Annotated in this window: 17 protein-coding genes; 3 read left to right on the forward strand and 14 right to left on the reverse strand. The window is 59.6% G+C overall.

The annotated features are described in order from the left end of the window. Nucleotides 1-53: 53 nt before the first annotated feature. Complete coding sequence (locus EQV93_RS15015; protein ID WP_122783179.1) at nucleotides 54-524, reverse strand: DUF1289 domain-containing protein; 471 nt, start codon at nucleotides 522-524, stop codon at nucleotides 54-56. Between the two features lie 405 nt (nucleotides 525-929). Here EQV93_RS15015 and acnB point away from each other — a divergent pair, with 405 nt between their 5' ends. Next, nucleotides 930-3530: a bifunctional aconitate hydratase 2/2-methylisocitrate dehydratase gene (gene acnB / locus EQV93_RS15020; protein ID WP_122783178.1), complete on the forward strand. Its 2601-nt coding sequence runs from the start codon at nucleotides 930-932 to the stop codon at nucleotides 3528-3530. A 68-nt stretch (nucleotides 3531-3598) separates the two neighbouring features. On the opposite strand, the gene EQV93_RS15025 is transcribed toward acnB, so the two are convergent. Both EQV93_RS15025 and EQV93_RS15030 read right to left on the reverse strand, forming a co-directional pair. Continuing rightward, nucleotides 3599-4669: an AI-2E family transporter gene (locus EQV93_RS15025; protein ID WP_240891835.1), complete on the reverse strand. Its 1071-nt coding sequence runs from the start codon at nucleotides 4667-4669 to the stop codon at nucleotides 3599-3601. A gap of 31 nt (nucleotides 4670-4700) precedes the next feature. After that, complete coding sequence (locus tag EQV93_RS15030) at nucleotides 4701-4940, reverse strand: sulfurtransferase TusA family protein (protein WP_122783176.1); 240 nt, start codon at nucleotides 4938-4940, stop codon at nucleotides 4701-4703. A 119-nt stretch (nucleotides 4941-5059) separates the two neighbouring features. On the opposite strand from EQV93_RS15030, the gene EQV93_RS15035 reads away from it, so the two are divergent. Next, entirely contained in the window at nucleotides 5060-6490 is a 1431-nt protein-coding gene (locus EQV93_RS15035) for a M48 family metalloprotease (protein ID WP_240891836.1), read from the forward strand. A 95-nt stretch (nucleotides 6491-6585) separates the two neighbouring features. On the opposite strand, the gene nadA is transcribed toward EQV93_RS15035, so the two are convergent. The 5 genes from nadA to galB all read right to left on the reverse strand — a co-directional run bounded on the left by nadA (nucleotide 6586) and on the right by galB (nucleotide 11191). Further along, complete coding sequence (gene nadA, locus EQV93_RS15040; RefSeq protein WP_122783174.1) at nucleotides 6586-7644, reverse strand: quinolinate synthase NadA; 1059 nt, start codon at nucleotides 7642-7644, stop codon at nucleotides 6586-6588. A 227-nt stretch (nucleotides 7645-7871) separates the two neighbouring features. Next, nucleotides 7872-8558, reverse strand: coding sequence for a type 1 glutamine amidotransferase domain-containing protein (locus tag EQV93_RS15045; RefSeq protein ID WP_122783173.1), 687 nt, complete (start codon nucleotides 8556-8558; stop codon nucleotides 7872-7874). Continuing rightward, nucleotides 8521-9741: a 4-oxalomesaconate tautomerase gene (locus EQV93_RS15050; RefSeq protein WP_122783172.1), complete on the reverse strand. Its 1221-nt coding sequence runs from the start codon at nucleotides 9739-9741 to the stop codon at nucleotides 8521-8523. The genes EQV93_RS15045 and EQV93_RS15050 overlap by 38 nt, the downstream gene beginning before the upstream one ends. Nucleotides 9742-9743: 2 nt before the next feature. Continuing rightward, nucleotides 9744-10460 carry a 4-carboxy-4-hydroxy-2-oxoadipate aldolase/oxaloacetate decarboxylase gene (locus EQV93_RS15055; protein ID WP_122783171.1) on the reverse strand — a complete coding sequence of 239 codons (717 nt, stop codon included), beginning with the start codon at nucleotides 10458-10460 and terminating at the stop codon, nucleotides 9744-9746. Next, nucleotides 10457-11191, reverse strand: coding sequence for a 4-oxalmesaconate hydratase (gene galB / locus EQV93_RS15060; protein WP_122783170.1), 735 nt, complete (start codon nucleotides 11189-11191; stop codon nucleotides 10457-10459). Before galB ends, EQV93_RS15055 begins: the two co-directional genes overlap by 4 nt. A gap of 153 nt (nucleotides 11192-11344) precedes the next feature. On the opposite strand from galB, the gene EQV93_RS15065 reads away from it, so the two are divergent. Further along, entirely contained in the window at nucleotides 11345-12538 is a 1194-nt protein-coding gene (locus EQV93_RS15065) for a LysR family transcriptional regulator (protein ID WP_240891837.1), read from the forward strand. A 54-nt stretch (nucleotides 12539-12592) separates the two neighbouring features. Here the strand turns inward: EQV93_RS15065 and EQV93_RS15070 are convergent, their stop codons facing one another. The 6 genes from EQV93_RS15070 to EQV93_RS15095 all read right to left on the reverse strand — a co-directional run bounded on the left by EQV93_RS15070 (nucleotide 12593) and on the right by EQV93_RS15095 (nucleotide 23092). Further along, nucleotides 12593-13840 (reverse strand): OprD family porin, encoded by a 1248-nt coding sequence (locus EQV93_RS15070; RefSeq protein ID WP_122783168.1) that lies wholly within the window; start codon nucleotides 13838-13840, stop codon nucleotides 12593-12595. Nucleotides 13841-13891: 51 nt separating this feature from the next. Continuing rightward, the gene (locus EQV93_RS15075) at nucleotides 13892-15154 is read right to left on the reverse strand and encodes a gallate dioxygenase (RefSeq protein WP_122783167.1); all 1263 of its coding nucleotides are present in this window, start codon (nucleotides 15152-15154) and stop codon (nucleotides 13892-13894) included. Nucleotides 15155-15178: 24 nt separating this feature from the next. Next, a complete protein-coding gene (locus EQV93_RS15080) occupies nucleotides 15179-16519 on the reverse strand; it encodes an MFS transporter (RefSeq protein WP_122783166.1) in 1341 nt (446 codons plus the stop codon). 200 nt (nucleotides 16520-16719) lie between these two features. Next, nucleotides 16720-18456 carry a tannase/feruloyl esterase family alpha/beta hydrolase gene (locus tag EQV93_RS15085; protein ID WP_240891838.1) on the reverse strand — a complete coding sequence of 579 codons (1737 nt, stop codon included), beginning with the start codon at nucleotides 18454-18456 and terminating at the stop codon, nucleotides 16720-16722. Between the two features lie 131 nt (nucleotides 18457-18587). Then, entirely contained in the window at nucleotides 18588-19961 is a 1374-nt protein-coding gene (locus EQV93_RS15090; protein ID WP_122783164.1) for an efflux transporter outer membrane subunit, read from the reverse strand. After that, entirely contained in the window at nucleotides 19958-23092 is a 3135-nt protein-coding gene (locus EQV93_RS15095; protein ID WP_122783163.1) for an efflux RND transporter permease subunit, read from the reverse strand. The genes EQV93_RS15090 and EQV93_RS15095 overlap by 4 nt, the downstream gene beginning before the upstream one ends. Nucleotide 23093: the final 1 nt, after the last annotated feature.

Below are 23093 nucleotides of genomic sequence, written 5' to 3' on the forward strand. Positions count from 1 at the left end.
CGTCGCAGTTGCGCTGAGCAACTGCGACGCCGCCAGCGTGCCCGAAAGAGGCGCTATTCGCCCATCACATCGCGCAGGAAACCCGGTGCGATATAGCGTTCGTAGTGAGCTTCGGACAGGAGGAAAAATTCCCGATCGATGGCGTCCCGAAGCTCAGGTAAGGGCCAACCGCGGAACTCAGGCAACAACACCATGCCGTACATTTCCAACTGGTTGATCACCCGTGCCCCGCGGGCAATCAATTGATATGCCCAGCAATATTCCGACTGATGCGGTACAAAACGGATTTTACGCATCACCAACTGGTCACGCAGCGCGGCCGGGTCGAAGACTTCCACCTTACCCGCCATGACCTGCACCAACAGTTGCTCAAGCCTCAGCCAGACAGCGCGCTTTTGCTCATCGTTGTAGCCATTCCAATGGATCACTTCATGATGGAAACGTTTGCAACCACGGCACACGAGATCGCCATAAACCGTTGAGCACAGGCCGATGCAGGGAGTCTTGATGGTTTGATTGGACATGGCGCAATAGAGCACTTGAGAACGAAACAGGCGCCCATGTTAGCCCTTTGTCTAACGCATATCACCCCTCAACCTTCAGGGCCTAACTTACCTTTAACAAGTTTTTACCGTAGAATCAGCCTGCCTTTTAAGGCGCCAATGTCCGTTGGAAGCTGTTTTCAAAGCGTCACGAGCACAGTTGATCCCCAAGAACGGTGTTGGTGATGGGCCTTTGTCATGCAAATGCCCACACCAACCTGCATCACCTCCCCGTTCCGAAGGCGTAAAACTTTGAAAACAGCTTCTGTTGGGAATCCTTGAAACTCTGGCTAAGCGGCTCAAAAAGCCCCGCAGCGCATGAGAACTTGGCATTCCTGGATGAGCGTCCCGGACACCCATTTGGGACCAATGATGAGGGTAATAACTGTGCTTGAAGCCTACCGCAAACATATCGAAGAGCGTGCAGCCCTGGGTATCGTTCCCCAGCCGCTTAACGCCGAACAAACCGCAGGCCTGGTCGAGCTGCTGAAAAACCCGCCAGCTGGCGAAGAAGCGTTCCTCGTTGACCTGATCACCAACCGCGTTCCACCTGGTGTTGACGAAGCTGCCTACGTGAAGGCCGGCTTCCTGTCCGCCCTCGCCAAAGGCGAAGTGACTTCCCCCCTGATCGACAAAAAGCGCGCTGTTGAGCTGCTGGGCACCATGCAAGGCGGCTACAACATCGTGACTCTGGTCGAGATGCTGGACGACGCAGAGCTGGCTCCGGTTGCCGCAACGCAACTCAAGCACACCCTGCTGATGTTCGACGCCTTCCACGACGTTGCTGAAAAAGCCAAAAACGGCAACCCCCACGCCAAAGCAGTTGTGCAGTCCTGGGCTGACGGCGAGTGGTTCAAGAACCGTCCGACCCTGGCCGACAAAATCAGCCTGCGCGTATTCAAGGTTACCGGCGAAACCAACACCGACGACCTGTCGCCTGCTCCAGACGCCTGGTCGCGCCCTGACATCCCGCTGCACGCCCTGGCCATGCTGAAAATGGCCCGCGACGGTATCGTGCCGGACGTGCAAGGCTCCATCGGCCCGATGAAGCAAATTGAAGAAATGCGCGGTCAAGGCTTCCCTATCGCTTACGTCGGTGACGTAGTCGGTACTGGTTCGTCGCGTAAATCGGCTACCAACTCCGTACTGTGGTTCTTCGGCGACGACGTGCCTTACGTGCCGAACAAGCGCGCTGGCGGTTTCTGCTTCGGCAGCAAAATCGCTCCGATCTTCTACAACACGATGGAAGATGCCGGCGCACTGCCAATCGAGTTCGATGTTTCCAACATCAACATGGGCGACGTGATCGACCTGTACCCGCACGCTGGCAAGGTCTGCAAGCACGGTACTGACGAAGTCATCACCACCTTCGAACTGAAAACTCCGGTTCTGTTGGATGAAGTTCGCGCTGGCGGCCGTATTCCGCTGATCATCGGCCGTGGTCTGACCGAGAAGGCTCGCGCTGAACTGGGCCTTGGCCCATCCGACCTGTTCAAAAAGCCGGAAGCACCGATCGAAAGCACCAAGGGTTTCACCCTGGCGCAGAAGATGGTGGGCAAGGCTTGCGGCGTTACCGGCGTACGTCCGGGCACTTACTGCGAACCGAAGATGACCACCGTAGGTTCTCAGGACACCACCGGTCCAATGACCCGTGATGAACTGAAAGACCTGGCGTGCCTGGGCTTCTCCGCTGATCTGGTGATGCAGTCGTTCTGCCACACCGCGGCCTATCCAAAGCCGATCGACGTGACCACCCACCACACCCTGCCTGACTTCATCATGACCCGTGGCGGCGTTTCCCTGCGTCCGGGCGACGGCATCATCCACAGCTGGCTGAACCGCATGCTGCTGCCGGACACCGTCGGTACCGGTGGTGACTCGCACACCCGCTTCCCAATGGGCATTTCGTTCCCTGCAGGTTCGGGTCTGGTGGCATTCGCCGCAGCCACTGGTGTAATGCCACTGGACATGCCGGAATCGGTTCTGGTTCGCTTCAAAGGCGAAATGCAGCCGGGCATCACCCTGCGTGACCTGGTTCATGCCATTCCTTACGTCGCCATCCAGAAAGGCCTGCTGACAGTAGAGAAGAAAGGCAAGATCAACGAGTTCTCGGGTCGCATCCTGGAAATCGAAGGTCTGAACAACCTGAGCATCGAGCAAGCGTTCGAACTGTCCGACGCCTCGGCAGAACGTTCGGCTGCTGGCTGCACCATCAAGTTGTCCAAAGAATCGATCACCGAATACCTGAACTCCAACATCACCCTGCTGCGCTGGATGATCGGTGAAGGTTACGGCGATGCACGCACCCTTGAGCGCCGCGCTCAAGCGATGGAAGCCTGGATTGCCAATCCTGAACTGATGGAAGCCGATGCTGACGCCGAATACGCGCACATCATCGAAATCGATCTGGCTGACATCAACGAACCAGTGCTCTGCGCGCCAAACGACCCGGATGACGCCCGTCTGCTCTCTACCGTTGCCGGTGAGAAGATCGACGAAGTGTTTATCGGTTCGTGCATGACCAACATCGGCCACTTCCGCGCTGCCGGCAAGTTGCTGGACAAGGTCAAAGGTCAGCTGCCAACTCGTCTGTGGCTATCGCCTCCGACCAAGATGGACGCTCACCAACTGACCGAAGAAGGCTACTACGGCATCTACGGCAAAGCGGGCGCTCGCATGGAAATGCCAGGTTGCTCGCTGTGCATGGGTAACCAGGCACGTGTAGAACCGAACTCGACTGTTGTGTCGACGTCGACCCGTAACTTCCCGAACCGTCTGGGTGACGGCGCGAACGTTTACCTGGCTTCGGCTGAGTTGGCGTCGGTTGCCTCGATCCTGGGTCGCCTGCCTTCCGTTGAGGAATACATGGCCTACGCGGCAGAGATCAACACCATGGCAGCGGACGTATACCGCTACCTGAGCTTTGATCAGATCGCCGAATTCCGTGAAGCGGCAGCCAATGCCAATATCCCGGTTATTCAAGCGTAAGTTGATGCTGTAACGAAAAAGCCCCGGCTGCGAAGTCCGGGGCTTTTTCATGTCTGGCGTTCAGCGACTCACAGCAGCGGCGCGACCGCTTGCTGCTCACGCGGCCAGGCGTCAAGTACGGCCTTGAACAAGGTCGCCAGCGGGATTGCAAAAAACACCCCCCAGAAGCCCCACAACCCGCCAAACAACAGCACGGCGCAAATGATTGCCACCGGGTGCAGGCTCACTGCCTCGGAGAACAACAACGGCACCAGCACGTTGCCATCCAGGGTCTGAATGATCCCGTACACCGCCATCAGGTAAATGAACTGATCGCTCCAGCCCCACTGAAACAGCGCGATCAACAGCACCGGCACCGTGACGACCACCGCACCCACATAGGGCACCACCACTGAAACCCCCACCAGCAATGCCAGCAAAGCCGCGTAATTAAGCCCCATCGTCACGAAAGCGATGTAGGTCACACCGCCGCAAATAAAGATTTCGATGACCTTGCCGCGAATGTAGTTGGCGATCTGGCGGTTCATTTCTTCGGCGACACGGGTAATCAGCGCCCGCTCACGAGGCAAGTAACCCCGCGCCCAACGACCAATCAGTGAGCGGTCTTTAAGAAAGAAAAACACCAGAATCGGCACCAGCACCAAATAGATCATGATGTTGACCAACAGTGGCAAGCTGGACAGGGAAAAGGTCAGGGCCAATTGACCGAATTTTCCTATTTCGCTGCGGGCCACTTCGATGACTTGCAGGACTTGCTCATCCGATACCAAATGCGGGTAGCGCTCCGGCAACAGCAGTAACAGCGACTGCCACTTGGCAAGCATGCCAGGCAGCTCGTTGAACAGCGTGATCAACTGGTGCCACAGCAACGGCAACACCACCACCAGAAACACCAGCAACAACCCCATAAACAGCGCAAACACCAACCCGACAGCCGCCGCTGCGGGCACTCGCAGGCGCTCCAGCGCAACCACCAGCCCCTGCATCAAATAGGCCAGTACCATACCTGCCAAAACCGGCGCCAGCATGCCACCCAAAGTCAGTACAGCGGTGAAGGCCAGCACCAGAAGTACCGCCAGCACCACGGCCTCCTCATCTGAAAAGTAGCGCTGAACCCAACCACGTAGCACTTTGAACATCAGTTTTCCTCAGAAGAACGCTGCGCAGGCTTCAAGCCTTTCGCAGCCAATAACGATAAGTGCCGGCATCGACATGTTCATGCAACATCTCATGCCCGGCCAAACGCACGAACGTACGAAAGTCGCGCACAGAGCCTGCGTCGGTAGCGATGACTTTAAGCGTCTGACCACTGAGCATTTTGTTCAGGGTCATCTTGGCTTTGAGCAATGGCAACGGGCAGTTCAAGCCTGACGTATCCAGCTCAACGTCATGGGCGAAGGTTTCATTCATGAAGGATTCCTCTGAAGTGGGCCTTTTGCGGCCGGCTAGAATACCCCAAGCCGAGCCGCTACTGGTCGCCAGCCACGTGTGCAGCTACAGTAAGCGCTTTACCGACCAGAGCTTTGTGCATGACTTTTCTGCGCCCGACCTTGTTGACGCTCGCTTGCCTGCTCGCATCACCGAGTTTCGCCGACGATTTACCGTCTCTGGGTGACGCCAGCTCGTCCATTGTCTCCCCACAACAAGAGTACCAACTGGGCCGCGCATGGTTGAGCATGCTGCGCGGCCAGGTGTCGCAACTCAACGATCCGCAGCTCAAGGATTACGTTGAAACCAGCGTTTATAAGCTGGTTGAAACCAGTCAAGTACAAGACCGCCGTCTTGAGTTCATTCTGATCAACAGCCCGCAGCTCAACGCCTTTGCCGCACCGGGCGGAATCATCGGGGTCAACGGCGGGTTGTTTCTCAATGCTCAAACCGAAGGTGAATACGCCTCGGTACTGGCTCACGAATTGGCTCACTTATCACAACGTCACTTCGCGCGCGGCGTGGAAGCCCAACAACGCATGCAGCTGCCGATGATGGCCGCCCTGCTGGCCGGGATCGTGGCCGCCGCTGCAGGTGCAGGTGACGCCGGCATTGCCGCTATTGCCAGCACTCAGGCCGCAGCCCTGCAAGAACAACGGCGTTTCTCGCGACAAAATGAACAAGAGGCCGACCGCATCGGCCTGCTCAATCTGGAAAAAGCCGGCTACGACCCGCGTTCCATGCCCACCATGTTTGAGCGCTTGATGCGTCAGTATCGTTTTGATTCAAGGCCGCCCGAGTTCCTGCTGACTCACCCGGTTACCGAATCGCGTATCGCCGACACCCGCAACCGTGCTGAGCAAGCCCGGCCCGGCGGTACGGAAGACAGCATGCGTTACCAGTTGATTCGCGCACGCGTGCAGCTCAATTACGAAGAAACGCCCGGCATTGCGGCCAAACGCTTTCGCCAGCAGCTGGACGAAAATCCGAAAAACGATGTTGCCCGTTATGGTCTGGCGATCGCCCAAATAAAAGGCAGCCAGTTCAACGATGCGCGCGCCAATTTAAAAGTGCTGTTGGACAAGTCACCCAACGACATCACCTACAACCTGGCGCAAATCGAGCTGGACATGGCCAACAACCGACTGGATGAAGCTCAGCAACGGGTTGATCGCATGCGTACGTTGTATCCGGGCAATTACCCGCTCAACCAGATGCGCGTAGACCTGTTGCTCAAGCAAAACAAACCGAAGGAAGCGGACAAGGCGCTGGAAGCCCTGCTCAAAAGCCGTCCCGACGACCCGGATGTCTGGTACTCGGTGGCTGAAACACGAGGTTTGTCGGGCAACATTATTGGCTTGCATCAGGCGCGGGCAGAATATTTTGCGTTGGTAGGGGATTACCGACAGGCCATTCAACAACTGGATTATGCCCAGAAGCTGACGAACAACTTCCAGCTGTCAGCAAGGCTGGATGCGCGCAAGCGCGAGCTGATGGATCAGGAGCGGGCGCTCAAAGAAATGATGAACTGACTGGAAAGCCCCTCACCCTAGCCCTCTCCCAAAGGGAGAGGGAACTGATTAGTGTCGATCTTAAGCCCCCTCTCCCTTTGGGAGAGGGTTGGGGCTCAGGCATTCCCCGCCAGTTTCAAACGAGCAGCCTGGGTAAAGTCCAACATCCGTTTAAGGGGTCGCACAGCATTCGGCACCAAGGCCGGATCGACAAATATCTCGTTCGTCCCCTGCTGCAGACACTCAAGCGTGCGCTCAAGGGTATTCATGGCCATCCACGGGCAATGCGCGCAACTGCGGCACGCTGCGCCGTTACCGGCCGTGGGCGCTTCAATGAACACCTTGTCCGGGCACAGCTGCTGCATTTTGTAAAAAATGCCGCGATCGGTCGCCACGATAAACGTCTTGTTCGGCAGGTTTTGCGCCGCTGCGATCAACTGACTGGTCGAACCCACCGCATCGGCCAGATCAATGACCGCCTCCGGTGACTCCGGGTGCACCAGAATCGCAGCATCAGGGTACAAAGCCTTCATGTCTTCAAGCTGCTTGGACTTGAACTCTTCATGGACGATGCACGCGCCATCCCACAGCAGCATGTCGGCGCCCGTCTGACGCTGGATGTAACGGCCCAAATGCTTGTCCGGGCCCCAGATGATGGTTTCACCGTTGTCCATCAGGCTTTCGACGATTTCCAGTGCACAGCTTGAAGTCACTACCCAATCAGCACGCGCTTTAACCGCCGCCGACGTATTGGCATACACCACCACCGTGCGCTCAGGGTGCTGGTCGCAAAAAGCCGAAAACTCTTTGACCGGGCACCCCAGATCCAGCGAGCACGTAGCTTCGAGGGTCGGCATCAGAATGCGTTTTTCAGGGGTCAGGATCTTCGCTGTTTCACCCATAAAACGCACACCGGCCACCAGAATCGTCTTGGCCGAATGCGCCGCACCGAAACGCGCCATCTCAAGGGAATCGGACACACAACCGCCCGTCTCTTCGGCCAGGGCCTGAATCACCGGGTCACAGTAAAAGTGGGCCACCAGCACCGCGTCGCGGGCTTTGAGTTCAGCCGCAATCGCAGCGCGCAGTGTGGCCTCTTGAGCCTCAGTCAACGGTTTGGGTTGCTTGGCATCCAGATGGGCTTGAACCAGAAGTCGTTCAGAAATTTGCGTCATGTTCGCAAGACCTGCAAGCGCTAGTGCGCGAAAGTCGAGTGTACCACCGGCTCTGGACCTTTCGAGTCCGGCCGGGAGAGTGTGTGTTATCAGGCACGGATGATCTATTGCGCGCGCAAGGCTACAGAATATGCAGGCGATTCAAAAGTTTAATGTGGTGTAGACGAAGGCTTGAGGGTCGCTGATGCCGACAGACGTCGTCGGCATCAGACAAAGGGAATGCAGATTTATGAAAGGGTTGCCAATACGAGGTCAGCCACGGCGCCACCCGAAGCAGGATTCTGGCCCGTCACCAAGCGCTGGTCTTCAAGGGCAAACGGGGCCCACGGCTTATCGGCTTTTTGATAGTGAGCGCCGCGTTTGACCAACTCTGTTTCGGTCAAATAGGGCACCACTTTATCCAACCCCACCAACGCTTCCTCTTCGTTGGAGAACCCGGTTACCCGCTTGTCCTTGATCAGCAATTGGCCGTCGGAGAGTGTGATATTGAGCAAACCGACAGCGCCATGGCACACCGACGAAACCACACCGCCTTTTTCGTAAATATGTCGACTCAGCGCCTGCAACGGTTCGTTGTCCGGGAAATCCCAGATCACGCCATGACCGCCAGCGTAATAGATCGCCACGTAGTCGTCCGGCTTGACCTGGTCAGGCCGCAGCGTCGCGCCCAGGCGATTCATGAAGGCTTTGTTGTGATACCACTCCCAATCCATTTCAGACGTCATGTCTTCGGCCAGGCTGTGCGGATCGATGGGCGTGTAGCCACCTTGCGGACTGACGTAATCGACCTCATACCCGGCCGCTTCGACCTTCTGCACAAAATGCACCGCTTCGCCCAGCCACAAGCCCGTGGGCCGCTTAAGGTCGGGGTATTTTTCAACACTGGTCAGTACCACGAGTATCTTCTTGCTCATCGTTAGCCTCCTGAGTTTCGGGTCTGATCCCGCCGAAGAGCCCACCGGCAGGTGTGGCTCTGGAGCATAGACCACCGGTAGACCCCACTCGGATATTGGCGTTCCCCCCGCCCGGCCACACAGACGCCGAGATACACACAAAACCGTCGAACAATGCGCGGGCCGTGCGGATCAAGCCGCAGCCGACAAGCTGCCCATCGTGCAAGCGCAACTCCACGGAGAACTCGCCCGTCGGGTGTTCGATCGAAAGACGCCTGACGTCACCCTCGCCCGCATCCGCCAGATCCGCCGCCACGCCCCCCTCAATCAAACATGCCGAAGCTACGCTCACTGCACCAAACACCCCAATACTGGTATGGCAACGGTGAGGGATAAACGAACGTGTACTCAGCGCTCCACCCGCCTGAGCCGCCGCCACCAAACACATTTTCGGCACGTTGCGCTGGCTGACATTCCCCAGGTTCATCTGTGGCCCGGCCTGCAAGCGAATGGCTTCAAGGCGCGCCTTCAACACGCTGTCCGCCTCAAGCTGTTGTGGGCTTTCGTAGCCGCTGCAACCGACATCTTGCGCGCGCAGCATCACCACCGGCATGCCATTGTCGATACAGGTGACTTCGACCCCGTCAAACACATCGCGTGCATGGCCCGTGGGCAACAGTGCACCGCAACTGGAACCAGCAATGTCTTCAAACTCGACGATCAAGGGCGCCGCCGTCCCCGGAACGCCGTCGATGCGCGTAGCACCCGTGTACACCACCTCACCCGCCGCCGTCGGAACGTGGGCGACCGCGATCTGCCCGGTGTTTTGCATAAAAATACGCACCACCGTCCGCTCGCCCGTCACCGGCACCAGCCCGCGCTCAATGGCAAACGGCCCAACCCCGGCGAGAATGTTGCCGCAGTTCTGCCCGTAATCGACCCGGGGTTCATCCACCAACACTTGCCCAAACAGGTAATCGACATCCGCGTCCTGACGCAGCGATGGCTGGATGATCGCCACCTTGCTGGTCAGTGAATCCGCGCCGCCGATGCCGTCAATCTGGCGTCGGTCCGGCGAGCCCATGACCGCCAGCAGCACGCGATCTCTAAGGTGGGCCTGCGCGGGCAGGTCTGCGGCCAGAAAGTATGCGCCCTTGGAGGTGCCGCCCCGCATCAACACACAGGGAATACGGGTTTGCGCCATGCTCAGTCCCCAAGCTCGTCGAGGCTGTCGATATAGCGCAAGCCCTTCTCGGCCAACCGCTCGCGCATGTTGTAAATATCCAGCCCCAACTCGCCCTTGGCCAGACGCAAAGCCTTCTGGTCTTCCAGCTCGGCACGTTGGCGACTGGCTGCAACCACCTGCGCCACCTCGGCGCGACGCACAATCACCACCCCGTCGTCATCCGCCACCACCGCATCGCCGGCATTGACCAACTGGCCCGCGCACACAATCGGCAGGTTGACCGAGCCTAACGTTTCCTTGATCGTGCCTTGGGCACTGATGGCCCGCGACCACACCGGGAAATCCATGCCGCGCAAGGTGTGGGTGTCGCGCACCCCGCCGTCGATGATCAGGGCACGCACGCCACGGGCCTTAAGTGAAGTCGCCAGCAAGTCACCGAAATAACCGTCGGTACATGGCGAGGTCGGCGCCACCACCAGAATATCGCCGGGCTGGCATTGCTCCACGGCCACATGAAACATCCAGTTGTCACCCGGCGCGACCAGTACCGTCACCGCCGTACCGCTGATCACCGTGCCCCGTTGAATCGGCGTGATGGCCGAGGCCAGCAAGCCTTTGCGGCCTTGCGCTTCATGGATCGTGGCGACACCGTAACGGCCAAGTTCGTCCACCAGCGCCGCCTCGGCACGCTGGATATGGCGCAACACAATGCCGGTTTTGCCGATCAAATCACTCATGCCAGATTCTCCGTCACTCGCGGGAACAGGCTTTGATAGCCCTCGCCGTAAACAATGTTGCGGCTGGACGCGATGCCCACGTTACGTTTGGCCTGCACACCGCGCTGCAACGCGACACGGGTGTAGTACTCCCACAGATGCTCCTGACCGGCCATGCACTGAATCGCCGCGTACTTTTTGTCCCACACCTCGGTGATGTCCAGCAGCACATCCGGGCGCCACTCGCACTGCTCGGGCTGATGCGGCTCGAAGCTGTACACGGGCGGGGCGCCAATGATGGTTTCGCCCGGACGATAACCTTCCGCCTGCGCAATGATCCGCGCCTCCTGGGCTAGGTTCATGGCCAGCGGGTGATCATAGTTGTACGGGTCTTTGATCGAATGGCTGAGGACAAATTCCGGTTGCACCCGGCGATACACATCGGCCAGACGGAACAGCGTGTCCTTGTCGGCGCGCATCGGGTAATCGCCGATGTCAAAAAACTCCACCGAGGCACCCAGAATATCGGCGGCGCGCTGCGCTTCTTCGCGGCGCGCATCCTTGACCAACGGCTCGGTCATTTCGCCTTTGCGCCACAGCTTGGCCGACTCGCCTCGCTCACCGAACGACAGACAGACGATATGCACCGCGTAACCCTGTTGCGCATGCAGGGCGATGGCACCGCCCGCACGCCAGACAAAATCGGCGGAATGAGCGCTGACCACCAGCGCGGTTTTCGGGTTTGAGTTCATTGACAGGCTCCTTCAACAGTGGTCGAAGGATCGCACCCCCGGGCTGCGCCGCAGTAATGCGTAAGCCTGTTTCAGGTATGCGTTTTATTTATTGCCAGACCAAGGCACCAGAGGCATAGTCCGCCTCACACGCTGACCTGCGAGCCGACCTTTATGCTAACCCGTGAACTGCCGAGCCTGATGCACGTGCGCGCCTTTGTCCGGGTGGCCGATTTCGGCAGCGTGTCCAAAGCCTCTGAGGCGCTGTTCCGGGCGCAGTCCGTGGTCACCCGCTCGATTGGCGAACTGGAAACGCGCCTCGGCGTGCCCATGTTTGAACGTCACGCCAACGGCATGCGCCTGACCGATTACGGCACCCGCTTGCTGCCTCGGGCGCGGCGCGTACTGGCCGAGCTGGAATCGGTGCCGGCATTGCTGGCTGGGATCGACAAACACCTCAACGAGCCGCTGTATCTGTTTCAGGCCAGACGCTTGCAGGTGTTCGTCAAACTCTGCGAAACCCACCATATGCAGACCGTGGCCAGCTTGCTGGGCCTGAGCCAGCCCGCCGTTAGCTCAACCCTCAAAGTGCTTGAAAGCGGCTGCGGCAAAACGCTGTTCGAGCGCACGCCCCGTGGTTTGCTGCCGACGCGGGCCAGTCTGGACATTCTGTTCCCGATCCGCCGGGCGCTGAACGAGCTGCGCCACATTGAAACTGACGTCACAGCCATTCGCGGCCGCTTGCAAGGTGTTGTCCAGGTCGGCGCCCTGCCCTTGGGCCGCACCCGCATCCTGCCTGAGGCCATTGTGCAATTGATGGCGTTGCACCCCGGCATTCAGGTGATCACCAACGAAAGTCCGTTTGATTTACTGGCGACGGAACTGCGTGCAGGCGACGTGGATTTTATCTTCGGCGCCTTGCGCTCGACGGCGTACGCCAGTGACCTGACAGGCGAACCGTTGCTGACGGAGGAGATGGTGGTGCTGGGACGGCGCGGTCATCCGCTGACTGAGCAAGGTGCGTTAGCGAGTGAACTGAGCGGCGCTCAATGGGTATTGCCGCGCGCGGGATCGCCCGCCCGGCATATGCTGGATGATTGTTTCAGCGCGTTCGGCATCGCACCGCCACGTCCTGTGGTTGAAAGTGGCGACATGGCGATCATTCGCGGCTTGTTGTTGCGCTCAGACATGCTGGCGGCGGTGTCGGCCCACCAGCTTGAGCCGGAGATCGCCAGCGGCGAACTGTGCATCCTGCCACTGGAACTCAAACACACCACCCGCCCAATTGGTTTGACCACACGCACCGCCAGCCTGCCGTCGCCGGCGGCACAGGCCTTGATGGACATGATCCGTCGAGTGACCAAATAACCCCCGCATCAAAAGCGCGACCCCTGCGGGCTCGATCGCAGCCTTCGGCAGCGGCTACAGGATATTGAGGGGATAGCTGACGATCACCCGCGTTTCGTCAAACTCGTTGGTGCTGTAGTCCCGACGCATGGTGGAGTTGCGCACTCGCACGTTAAGGTCTTTGAACGTACCCTCCTGCAACACATACGCCACCTCGGTTTCACGTCCCCATTCCTTGCCGTCTGTGATTGTGCCCGTGTGTACGTTGTCGCCGCTGATGTAGCGGTTCATTAACGTCAAACCCGGTACACCCAGCGCCGCAAAGTTGTAGTCATGACGCACCTGCCAGGATTTCTCTTTGGCACTGTCGTAGCTGGCGTTGAACGAGTCGTTGGCCAAGGTGCCGCCGCTGGTGCCGTTGACCCGCATCCAGCCATCGTCGCCACTGACCTTTTGCAGGCCGACATAGAAAGTACTGGCGCCATACCGAGCAGAAAGCAGCGCCGAAATCGTGCGGTTGTCCAGGTTGCCGGCTTTGGCGCTGCCGTCTTCGCTGCCGCGGAAATAACCCAGATTGGCGCCCAGCGTCCAGTCGCCCAACGACTGGCTGTGGGTCACTTGCAGGTATTGCTGTTTGTAGATGTCCTTCAGCTCGGCATTCCACAGCCCGATCAGCGTGCGCTTCTCATTGAAGGTGTATTCACCCCCGACAAAGTTGAAGCGATCGGACGTGACCGCGGCGTTGCCCTGCATGAACATGTCCTCCATGCTCGAATCGTTACGCGGGCTGTTTTTGCGGAACTGGCCGCCATAGAGGCTCAGGCCGTCGATGTCCTGCGACGTGACTTGAGCGCCTTCAAAGGTTTGCGGCAATGAACGGCCATCGTCGGAACGCAAGATCGGCAGCACCGGCATCCATTCACCGACTTTAAGCACGGTCTTGCCGATTTTCATTTTGCCAGCCACCGCCAGACGCCCGAAGTCGTCAGCCGGGCGCCCGTCGCTGCCCACCGGCAACAGTTGGGTGCCGCCGCTGCCTTTGCCGCCATCGAGTTTGATCGAGTACAGCCCCAAAGCATCCACGCCAAAGCCAACTGTGCCTTGGGTGAAGCCAGACTTGGCGTCCAGAATTAAGTTCTGTGTCCACTCCTGCGCCAACCCTTGGGCATTGCCGGGGTTGGTGAAGTTGCGGTTGATGAAGAAGTTGCGCAGGTTGAGGTTGACGCTGGCGTCATCGACAAACCCGGCAGCCTGAATCGGTAAAGGCAGCGCGCAGGCCAGCGCCAGCGCGCAACAGGTGCGAACGTTCAGGGTGGAATTCATTGTTATTATTTTCCGTTTTTGGGTTGAGCAGATCGGTTTAATGCGCCGGAATCAGCGCTTGGCTTTGCCCGCCACTGAATAGAGCACTTGCTGGTTGCGGGTCTGGATAAAGTCTTCAAGGCGCTCACCACGCATCGCGGCATACACTTGCAAGTTGGGGATGCCCAGCACCGCCGCGAGTTTTTCCAGCACGAAGAAAATCACCCCGTAATGAATCAGCCCGCGCCAGTCACGACGACGCAACAGGTCGCGCTCTTCGTCACTGAGGCCAGCCTCGCTAAACAGCACTTCAGGCTCGGCCAAAAAGCGTTCCCGCCACTCTGGCTCGATCATGCGGTGCAGGAATTTGTTGAGCCGATAACCCTTGGCACTGCGCTCCAGGGTGAACGGATAAGTGCCTTCGAGCTTTTCAATGCCGGCCAACTGGTGCTGCATGTGCGCCAGATGCCGCGCGTTGACCTCGGCGGGCACCGGGCGGTCCTGATTTTCCAGCAACAGCGTGGCAATCCCGGTCATGGACGGCAGGTAATAGTCTTGATGGAGGTTTTTCACGGTGGCCGACAACGCACCGCGCATGATCAGCCAGGTGATCACTTCCGCACCTTCCAGCCCGCCCAACGTGGCAAATTCGGCCAAGGTCATTTCGGTCAGACGCACCGGATCATTGACCAGCAGATCCACGAACTGCGCGTCCCACTCGGGGTTGTTAAAACCGCAGCGCTCGCCGTGAACCTGATGCGACACCCCGCCCGTGGCGACGATGGCCACTTTCAAATCCTCGGGGTAGCTTTCAATCGCCCGGCGCAGCGCCAGCCCCAGCTTGTAGCAACGCAACGCACTGGGAATGGGAAACTGCAACACGCCAACCTGCAACGGTACGATCTCTACAGGCCAGTCCGGCTCGTGGGGCAGCAGCGCCGACATGGGCGAAAAGAAACCGTGGTCCAACGGTTTGTCACGGAAAAAACTCATGTCGAATTCGTCGGCCATCAGGCTTTCGCCGATGTGCCGTGACAAGGCCGCGTGACCGCCAATGCCCGGCAACGAACGCGGGTTGCCGCCCTCGTCGGCCACTTCATAACGTTCATCGACGCCCAGCGCGAACGCGCCGTAGTGGTCGAAGAAGAACGAGGTCACGTGGTCATTGAAGATGTAAAACAACACGTCCGGTTGCTGCTCTTTGAGCCACACCTTGATCGGCTCGAAGCCTTCAAAAATGGGTGCCCACGCCGCTTCATGCTGCTTGTCGTGATCGACGGCGAAGCCGATGGTCGGGGTGTGAGAGACAGCGAGGCCACCGATAATGCGTGCCATGACGAGTTCCTTGAAATAAACGAATTAGTGCGCCAGCGCTGCGCGACTGATGGCGCGGCGACGTGCCCGGCCATTGCCCAAAATCGCCAGCGCGGCAAAAAAGGCCGGCACCGAGAGCATCGCAAACAGTAACGGCAAGCTCAGCCCAAGGCTGAGCACGGCACCGCCGATCAGCGAGCCGAAGATGGCGCCGAAGCGGCCAATGCCGAGCATCCAGCTGACCCCGGTGGCGCGGCAATCAGTCGGGTAAAAACCCGGTGCGAAGGCGTTAAGCCCGGTCTGCGCGCCGCTCATGCAAAAGCCCGCAGCAATCACGCCCACGGCCAACAGGCTGGACTCCAGACTGAACGCGCCGAGCAGCAGAATGAATGCGCCGCCCAAGGCATAGGACGTGGCGATCACGGCGTTGGGATTGTGCCGGTCCATCGCCCAGCCCACCACGATGGCGCCCACGGTGCCGCCAATCTGGAAAAGCCCGGTGATGGTCGCCGCCCGTTCGATGGACAAACCACCGTCGCGCAGCAAGGTCGGCATCCAGCCCATGGTCAGGTAGATCACCAGCAGGCCCATGAAATACGTCAGCCACAGGGCCAGCGTGCCAAAGCGGTATTGATCGGTGAACAGCATGCGTACCGGCGCCTTGTGTTGCACCTGAGGCTCGGACATGACAAAGCGCGTGGCCGCAGTAAAGGTGCCGCCCAGCTTGTTCAGCACCTTGGCGATTTGACTGGCCGAGGCATTGTGCGCAGCCAGAAACCGTGCGGATTCAGGCAACAACAGCCACAGGAAGGGCAACAGCAACAGCGGCATGATCCCGCCAAACAGCAACACCGACTGCCAGCCGTGGCTGGAGATCAACCACGCGGCGACAAAACCGCCCAGCCCCGAGCCCATATTGAAGCCGGTGAACATGATGGTGATGAACAACGCGCGGTTGCGCTCAGGCAGGTATTCGGCCAGCAGCGTGGTGGTGTTGGGCAACGCGGCACCCAGCGCCACGCCGGTCAGCAAACGCAGGAACGCCAGTTCATAGGGGTTGCGGGCGAAGGCGCAAGCCAGGCTCAAGACGCTGAAGCCGGTGACCGCAAACAGCATGATTCTCTTGCGACCCAGACGGTCCGCGTAGGGGCCAGCGGTCAATGCGCCGATGGCCAGACCGACCATCCCGGCACTCATCACCGGGCCAAATGCAGCCCGCGACAGGCCCCACTCCTGAATCAGCGACGGCGCGACAAAGCCCATCACTGCCACATCAAAGCCGTCGAACAGCACCACGAAAAAACACAGTGCCAGAATCAGCCACTGGTATTTGGCCACGGGCCTGTCGTCTATCCAGGCTTTTATATCGACCGTTTCGAGAGTCATAGTGTTCACCTTATTATTTTTGTAGTCATACCGATGAGTGCAGACACCAACGCGACTTCAGACAGCAGCCACACCCTCGAATCCTGGGCGTGACTCTAAAGCCGCACGGGCCTTCCCCGCCTCTGGGAAATCCTTAAGCGGGTATCGGTTTTACTTATCAGGTGATGTTAAGCGGTTCCCTCACGTCTCGGCCCTTCCCCTCAGCGTTGCAGCGGCGCATAGGGGGTAAAGAAGTCCGAGCCCATCCATTGCGGTGTTTTTTCATCCGCGCTGGCCTTACCACGTACGAAACTGTCGGCTGATTTCACATCGCCCTTACCGTCATACACCGCCACATCCGGGTACGGAAACACCAGACGCGTGCGCCCTTTGTTGGCCGGGTCTTGCGCCACCTCAGGTATCAGCAGTTTTTTCTCGGCATTGGCCGGCAGGTTGGACGGCGCGCCGAACTCGCTGGCGCCCGACTGTTTACTGCTGGCTTGCAGGGTCACGATGGCACCCGGCGCTTGGCCTTTTTCAACCCATGACATCATCGGCGTCAGCAGGTCGAGCAGGCTTGGGCCTTCACCACCGGCGCAGTGGTAAACGCCCGGCAACAGGTACAAGCGCTCAAAGGACTCGGCCTTCGATTTACCCATCTGCACCTCTAACGCTTGGTGATAAGCGATGGTGTTCAGCGGCGAGATATGCGGGTCGGCCCAGCCGTGCCACAGGATCAGCTTGCCGCCACGCTTCGCGAACGCCGACAAATCCGGGTTGGTGGCGTCGTACAACGGGTGCAGCGGGCGCAGTTGATCAAAGGTGCTGCGATCGAACTTAACGTCCGCCAAGCTGAAATCCGCCCCCGGGTTGTGCTCAAAAGCCAGATTGCGCAACGCATCCAGCGCCATTTTTTCGCTGTTGATCGGCTGATCGACGCTGTTCGGTACAAACACCCCGGCCCACGCCAACTCGGAACCTGGCTGCGGCCCGGCGATGGTCAGGCGTTCGCCGCTCGCAGGGTCACGCGGGCCTTCATAAAAGCGCCGCGCCGCGTTGACTTCTGTGGTCGTCAGGCAAGCCGAGGTGTCCGTGGCTGAAGCCTTGCACTTCACCACGCCGGGGTCAAAGTGGCAGGCCCGAGGGTCGCTGATCAGGCCATCGACCTGACCGTCCAACGCGTCGCACTGCTGTAATACCGCCTTGTGCAGGATCGGCAAACGCGACGCGATCAAAATCGCCTTGCCCTGCTCGTCCGTATTGGAGCGCGCCTGCCAGGCGTGATAGATCGAGTTCTGCACCTGAAAATTCAGCGCCGGGGCCCCGGCGATAATGCCATTGAAATCGTCCGGGTAACGCTGGGCTTCCATCAAGGCCTCGCGCCCGCCATCGGAACACCCGGTGAAATAGGCATACGTCGGCTGTTGCCCGTAGAACGTGGCGATCAGTTTTTTCGCCGCCAGCGCCGTCAGGTGGACGCCTCGGTGGGCGAAGTCTGCGCGCTTCTGCGGGTCGTCGCCCCAACTGTTGTCCATACCTTCATGGCCCATATCGGTGGCCGCCAGAACAAAGCCGCCACTGTTGAGTGGCGCACAGCTGTCAGCCGCGCCCACCTGCATCGAAATTCGCCCGCACAGACCGCCGCAGCCGACTTGCAGGTAGCGCTGAGTCCAGGTGTGGGTCGGCAGGATGACTTTGAAACCGATGCTGGGCGCCAGCGTGCCCTGCACTTCGCAGGCGGTGATGCCGTTGGTGGTGGTTTCGCTGGCCGAGAGCACCTGACTGCCTTTACCACCGATGGGCTGCAAGTCAGTCCGGGTCAGGGCCGCGCAACTGATGGCGGGTTTGACCACGGGCAGCGCCGCGATGGGCGTTTGGGCATGGGCCAGACTCGGCAATTGCAGAAGGAGCACTGTGCTGGCGAGTAATAACCGGCGCAGGGTTTGGAGGGCGATCATGACAGCTCCTCTTCAATGAAATATCCGGTGTTAAACCTGTAGCCGCTGCCGCAGGCTGCGATCGGTTGCGCAGCGACCGTAACGACGGCTTCGCCGCCGATCGCAGCCTGCGGCAGCGACTACAGTCATGTTCAGTTCCAGCCACCGCCCAGCACTTTGTATAACGTCACGCGGTTGCTTTGTTCGGCCAGTCGCAGGGTGATCAGGTCCTGTTCGGCGCTGTACAGCGAACGCTGGGACACCAGCGCTTCAAGGAAACTTTGCGAGCCACTCCGGTACAACGCATCCGACAGCTCGTAGCTTTTGCGGCTGGCTTCGGTCAACGCTTGCTGGGCGCTCAGGCGCTGGTCCAGAGTGCTGCGCACCGCCAGTGCATCGGCCACTTCCTTGAACGCGGTCTGCAAGGTCAGCTGGTAGGTCTGCTCCTGTATTTCTCGCTCCATTTTGGCTGAGTCCAGCGTAGCCCGATTACTGCCCGCGTCGAAGATCGGCAGACTGATACTCGGCGCAAAGCTCCACGCGCCGCTGCCGGCCTTGAACAGGCTCGACAGGCTGGTGCTGGCTGACCCAGCACCGGCGGTCAGGGTAATGCTGGGAAAGAACGCCGCCCGCGCCGCGCCAATGTCGATGTTGGCTGACATCAAGGTATGTTCAGCGGCCAGTACGTCCGGGCGACGCTGCAACAAGGTGGATGGCAACTCGGCGGGCACTTGCACCAGCATCGCCGCCGATTCCAGGCTGTCGCCCGGCAGCAGGTTGGCCGGGATGTCGCTGCCCACCAGCAGACGCAACGCATTCTGATCTTGCAGCACCTGGCTGGCGTACTCGGCAACATCGACCCGCGCCGACTCCACGGTGGTTTGCGCCTCAGAGACCGCCAGCCCCGATGAACCGCCCAAACCATGGCTGCGCTGGGTCAATTCGTAGGTGGACTGCTGGCTGGCCAGCGTCTCTTGCGCCAACTTCAGGCGCTCGTTATCCGCCGCCAACGTCAGCCACGCGGTGCCCACTTCGGCGACCATGCTGATCTGGGTGCTGCGCCGGGTTTCGGTCAGCGCCAGATAGGATTGCAGCGCTTCGTCCTGAAGGTTTTTGACCCGCCCGAACACGTCCACTTCATAGCTGCTCAACCCCAGTTCGGCGCTGTAGCTGTGGCTGGTGCTGCTGTTGGCCCGGCTGGAACTGCCGCTGACGCTGGCGTCGATCCCCGGAAACGAGGCGGCACGCTGGATGCGGTATTGCGCCTGAGCCTTTTCGATATTCAGGCTGGCCACCCGCAGGTCGCGGTTGTTGGCCAGCGCCAATGTTTGCAACTGCGCCAGACGCGGATCGGTGAAGAACTGCTGCCATTGAATGTCCGCCGCCACCTGCCCTTTGGGCGTGCTGGCACCCGGCAGCCATTGCTCGGCCACCGGGGCTTGCGGGCGCTCGTACTCAGGTGCCAGATTGATGCAGCCAGCCAGCAGAGCGAAAACGGCCACCAGCGGCCAACGAAAGCGACTCATGCTTCACCTGTACGGTCAGTGGTGGGGGTCGACACGCGGCTGAAATGGCGGCGAATCAACACGAAGAACAGCGGCACAAAGAAGATCCCCAGCACCGTGGCGCTGAACATACCGCCCAGCACGCCGGTGCCGATGGCCTGACGCCCGGCCGAACCTGCGCCGGAACTCATGGCCAGCGGCAACACGCCAAACATAAAGGCCAGCGAGGTCATCAAAATCGGCCGCAGGCGCTGGCGCACCGCGATCAGCGTGGCGTCGATCAAACTGTTGCCCTGCTCTTGCAGGTGCTTGGCGAACTCGACGATCAAAATGGCGTTTTTCGCCGCCAGCCCCACCGTAGTCAACAGCCCGACCTGGAAGTACACGTCATTGCTCAAGCCGCTGAAGCGGGTGGCCAACACCGCGCCCACCACGCCCAACGGCACCACCAGCATCACCGAAAACGGCACCGACCAGCTCTCGTACAACGCCGCCAGGCACAGGAACACAAACAGCACCGAAATCGCATACAGCAACGGCGCTTGCGAGCCGGACAGACGCAGTTGATAGGACTGCCCCGTCCATTCGTAGCTGATGCCTTCCGGCAGTTGTTTGATGATCGACTCCACAGCGTCCATCGCCACCCCGGAACTCACGCCCGGTGCCGGATCGCCCACCACTTCCAGCGACGAACTGCCGTTGTAGCGTTCCAGCAGTGGCGAACCCGAGGTCCATGAGCTGCTGGCGAACGAGGAGAACGGCACCATTTCGTCATTGCTGTTGCGCACAAACCAATGATCAAGGTCGTCAGCCTGCATCCGCGACGAGGCCTGCCCTTGCACATAAACCTTTTTCACCCGGCCCTGATTGAGGAAATCATTGACGTAACTGCCGCCCAACGCTGTGGATAACGTGGTGTTGATGTCGCTGGTGGTCAGGCTCAGCGCCCCGGCCTTGCGGTCATCAATTGTCACCTTGAGCTGCGGCGTATCATCCAGACCGTTGCTGCGTACGCCTTGCAGGCGCGGGTCCTGTTTGGCCAGTTCGATCAATTGTTCTCGCGCTGCGACGAGGGCTTCGTGCCCCAGACCGGCGACATCCTTGAGTTGCAAATCAAACCCCGAGCTTTGCCCCAATCCGCGCACGGCTGGCGGCTGCATCACGAACACATCGGCATCGCCAATACTCGACAGCGCCTGCGTGGCGCGCTGGGCGATGGACGCCGAATCCTGCCCGGCACCGGTGCGCTCGCTCCAGTCCTTGAGCCGGATAAAAGCGCGCGCCGAGTTCTGGCTGTTGCCGCCCATGCCCATGCCAGAAATGCTGATCATGGCCTCGACTTCCGGCTGTTGCAGGATGTAGCTCTCAAACTGTTTGAGCACTGCCTGGGTGCGGTCGTCGGTAGCACCGACGGGCAACTGCAATTGCGCCATGAGGATGCCCTGATCTTCATCGGGCAGGAACGAGGTGGGCAATTTGGTGTAGCCCACCGCCATCGCGGCGACCACTAATACGTAGACCATCAGGCTGCGGCCACTGCGCTGCAAAATCTTGCCGACGACGGCTTGATACGCTTGAGCGCCGCGCTCAAAAGTGCGATTGAACCACCCGAAGAAACCGGTCTGCGGGCCGTGCCCGTTAGGGTCAACCGGCTTGAGCAAGGTTGCACACAGGGCCGGGGTCAAGGTCATGGCCACCAGCACCGAGAGCACCATCGCCGACACAATCGTCACCGAAAATTGGCGGTAGATAATCCCGGTCGAACCGCTGAAAAATGCCATGGGAATGAACACTGCGCTCAGCACCAGAGCGATGCCGATCAAGGCGCTGGTGATTTCATTCATCGACTGGCGCGTCGCTTCCAGCGGCGACAAACCCTTCTCGCTCATCACCCGCTCGACGTTTTCCACCACCACAATGGCGTCATCCACCAGCAAGCCGATGGCCAATACCATGGCAAACATGGTCAAGGTGTTGATCGAGTAACCAAACATCGCCAGCACACCAAAGGTGCCCAGCAGCACCACCGGCACGGTGATGGCCGGGATCAGCGTGGCGCGAAAATTCTGCAGGAACAGGAACATGATCAGCACCACCAGCACGATGGCCTCGCCCAGCGACTTGACCACTTCTTCGATGGACAGGCTGACAAACGGCGTGGTGTCGTAGGCGATCACGTTTTTGAGCTGCATTTCGCTCGGGTAGTACGGTTCCAGCTCGGCGAGCTTGGCCTTGACCGCTTCACCTACTTTCAGCGCATTGGCGCCCGTGGCCAGTTGCACGCCCATGGCTGCGGACGGTTTGCCGTTCAGGGCCGAGTTGACGTCATAGCTGTCACTGCCCAGTTCCACCGTGGCCACTTCGCCGAGTAACACCACGGCACCAGCGCTGTTGGACTTGACCACGACATTGCGAAATTCTTCGGCGGTTTGCAGCTTGCTGCGCGCGGTGATGGTGGCGTTGAGTTGCTGCCCGGCCGTTGCCGGTAAAGCGCCGAGCTGGCCCGCAGAGACTTCGGTGTTTTGTGCTTGCAGCGCCGTGCTCACATCGGACGGCATCAGCGCGTATTTTTCCAGCAATGCCGGGTCCAGCCAGATGCGCATGGCGTAGCCCGAGCCCATGGCTTTGACCTCACCGACGCCGTCGATGCGGCTGATGGAGTCGAGCAAGGTGCTTGAGATGTAATCGCCAATCTGCGTGCCGGTCACGCTCGGGTTATCCGAGGCCAGCGCGGCAATCATCAAGAAATCCGAGCCGCCCTTGGTCACGGTCAGGCCTTCGCTCTGCACCGAACTGGGCAGGCGCGATTCCACTTGCTGGAGTTTATTTTGCACCTGCATCTGCGCGACGTCGGGGTCAGTGCCAGCCTCAAAGGTGAGGTTGATGCTGGCGGTGCCCGCCGAGCTGCTGGAGGCCGACATGTAGGTCAATTTGTCGATGCCGGTCATTTGCTGCTCGATCACCTGAGTGACCGAGTCCTCGACCGTCTTGGCCGAAGCGCCGGTGTAGGTGGCGGCGATTTTCACCGTGGGCGGGGCGATGTCCGGGTATTGCTCAAGGGGCAATTGGGTGATCGACAGCGCGCCCGCGAGCATGATGACAATGGCAATCACCCAGGCGAAAATCGGCCGATCAATAAAGAAACGCGCCATG

This window comes from Pseudomonas sp. TMW22091 (assembly GCF_022496705.1).
In the GTDB taxonomy this organism is placed as follows: Bacteria; Pseudomonadota; Gammaproteobacteria; order Pseudomonadales; family Pseudomonadaceae; genus Aquipseudomonas; species Aquipseudomonas saxonica.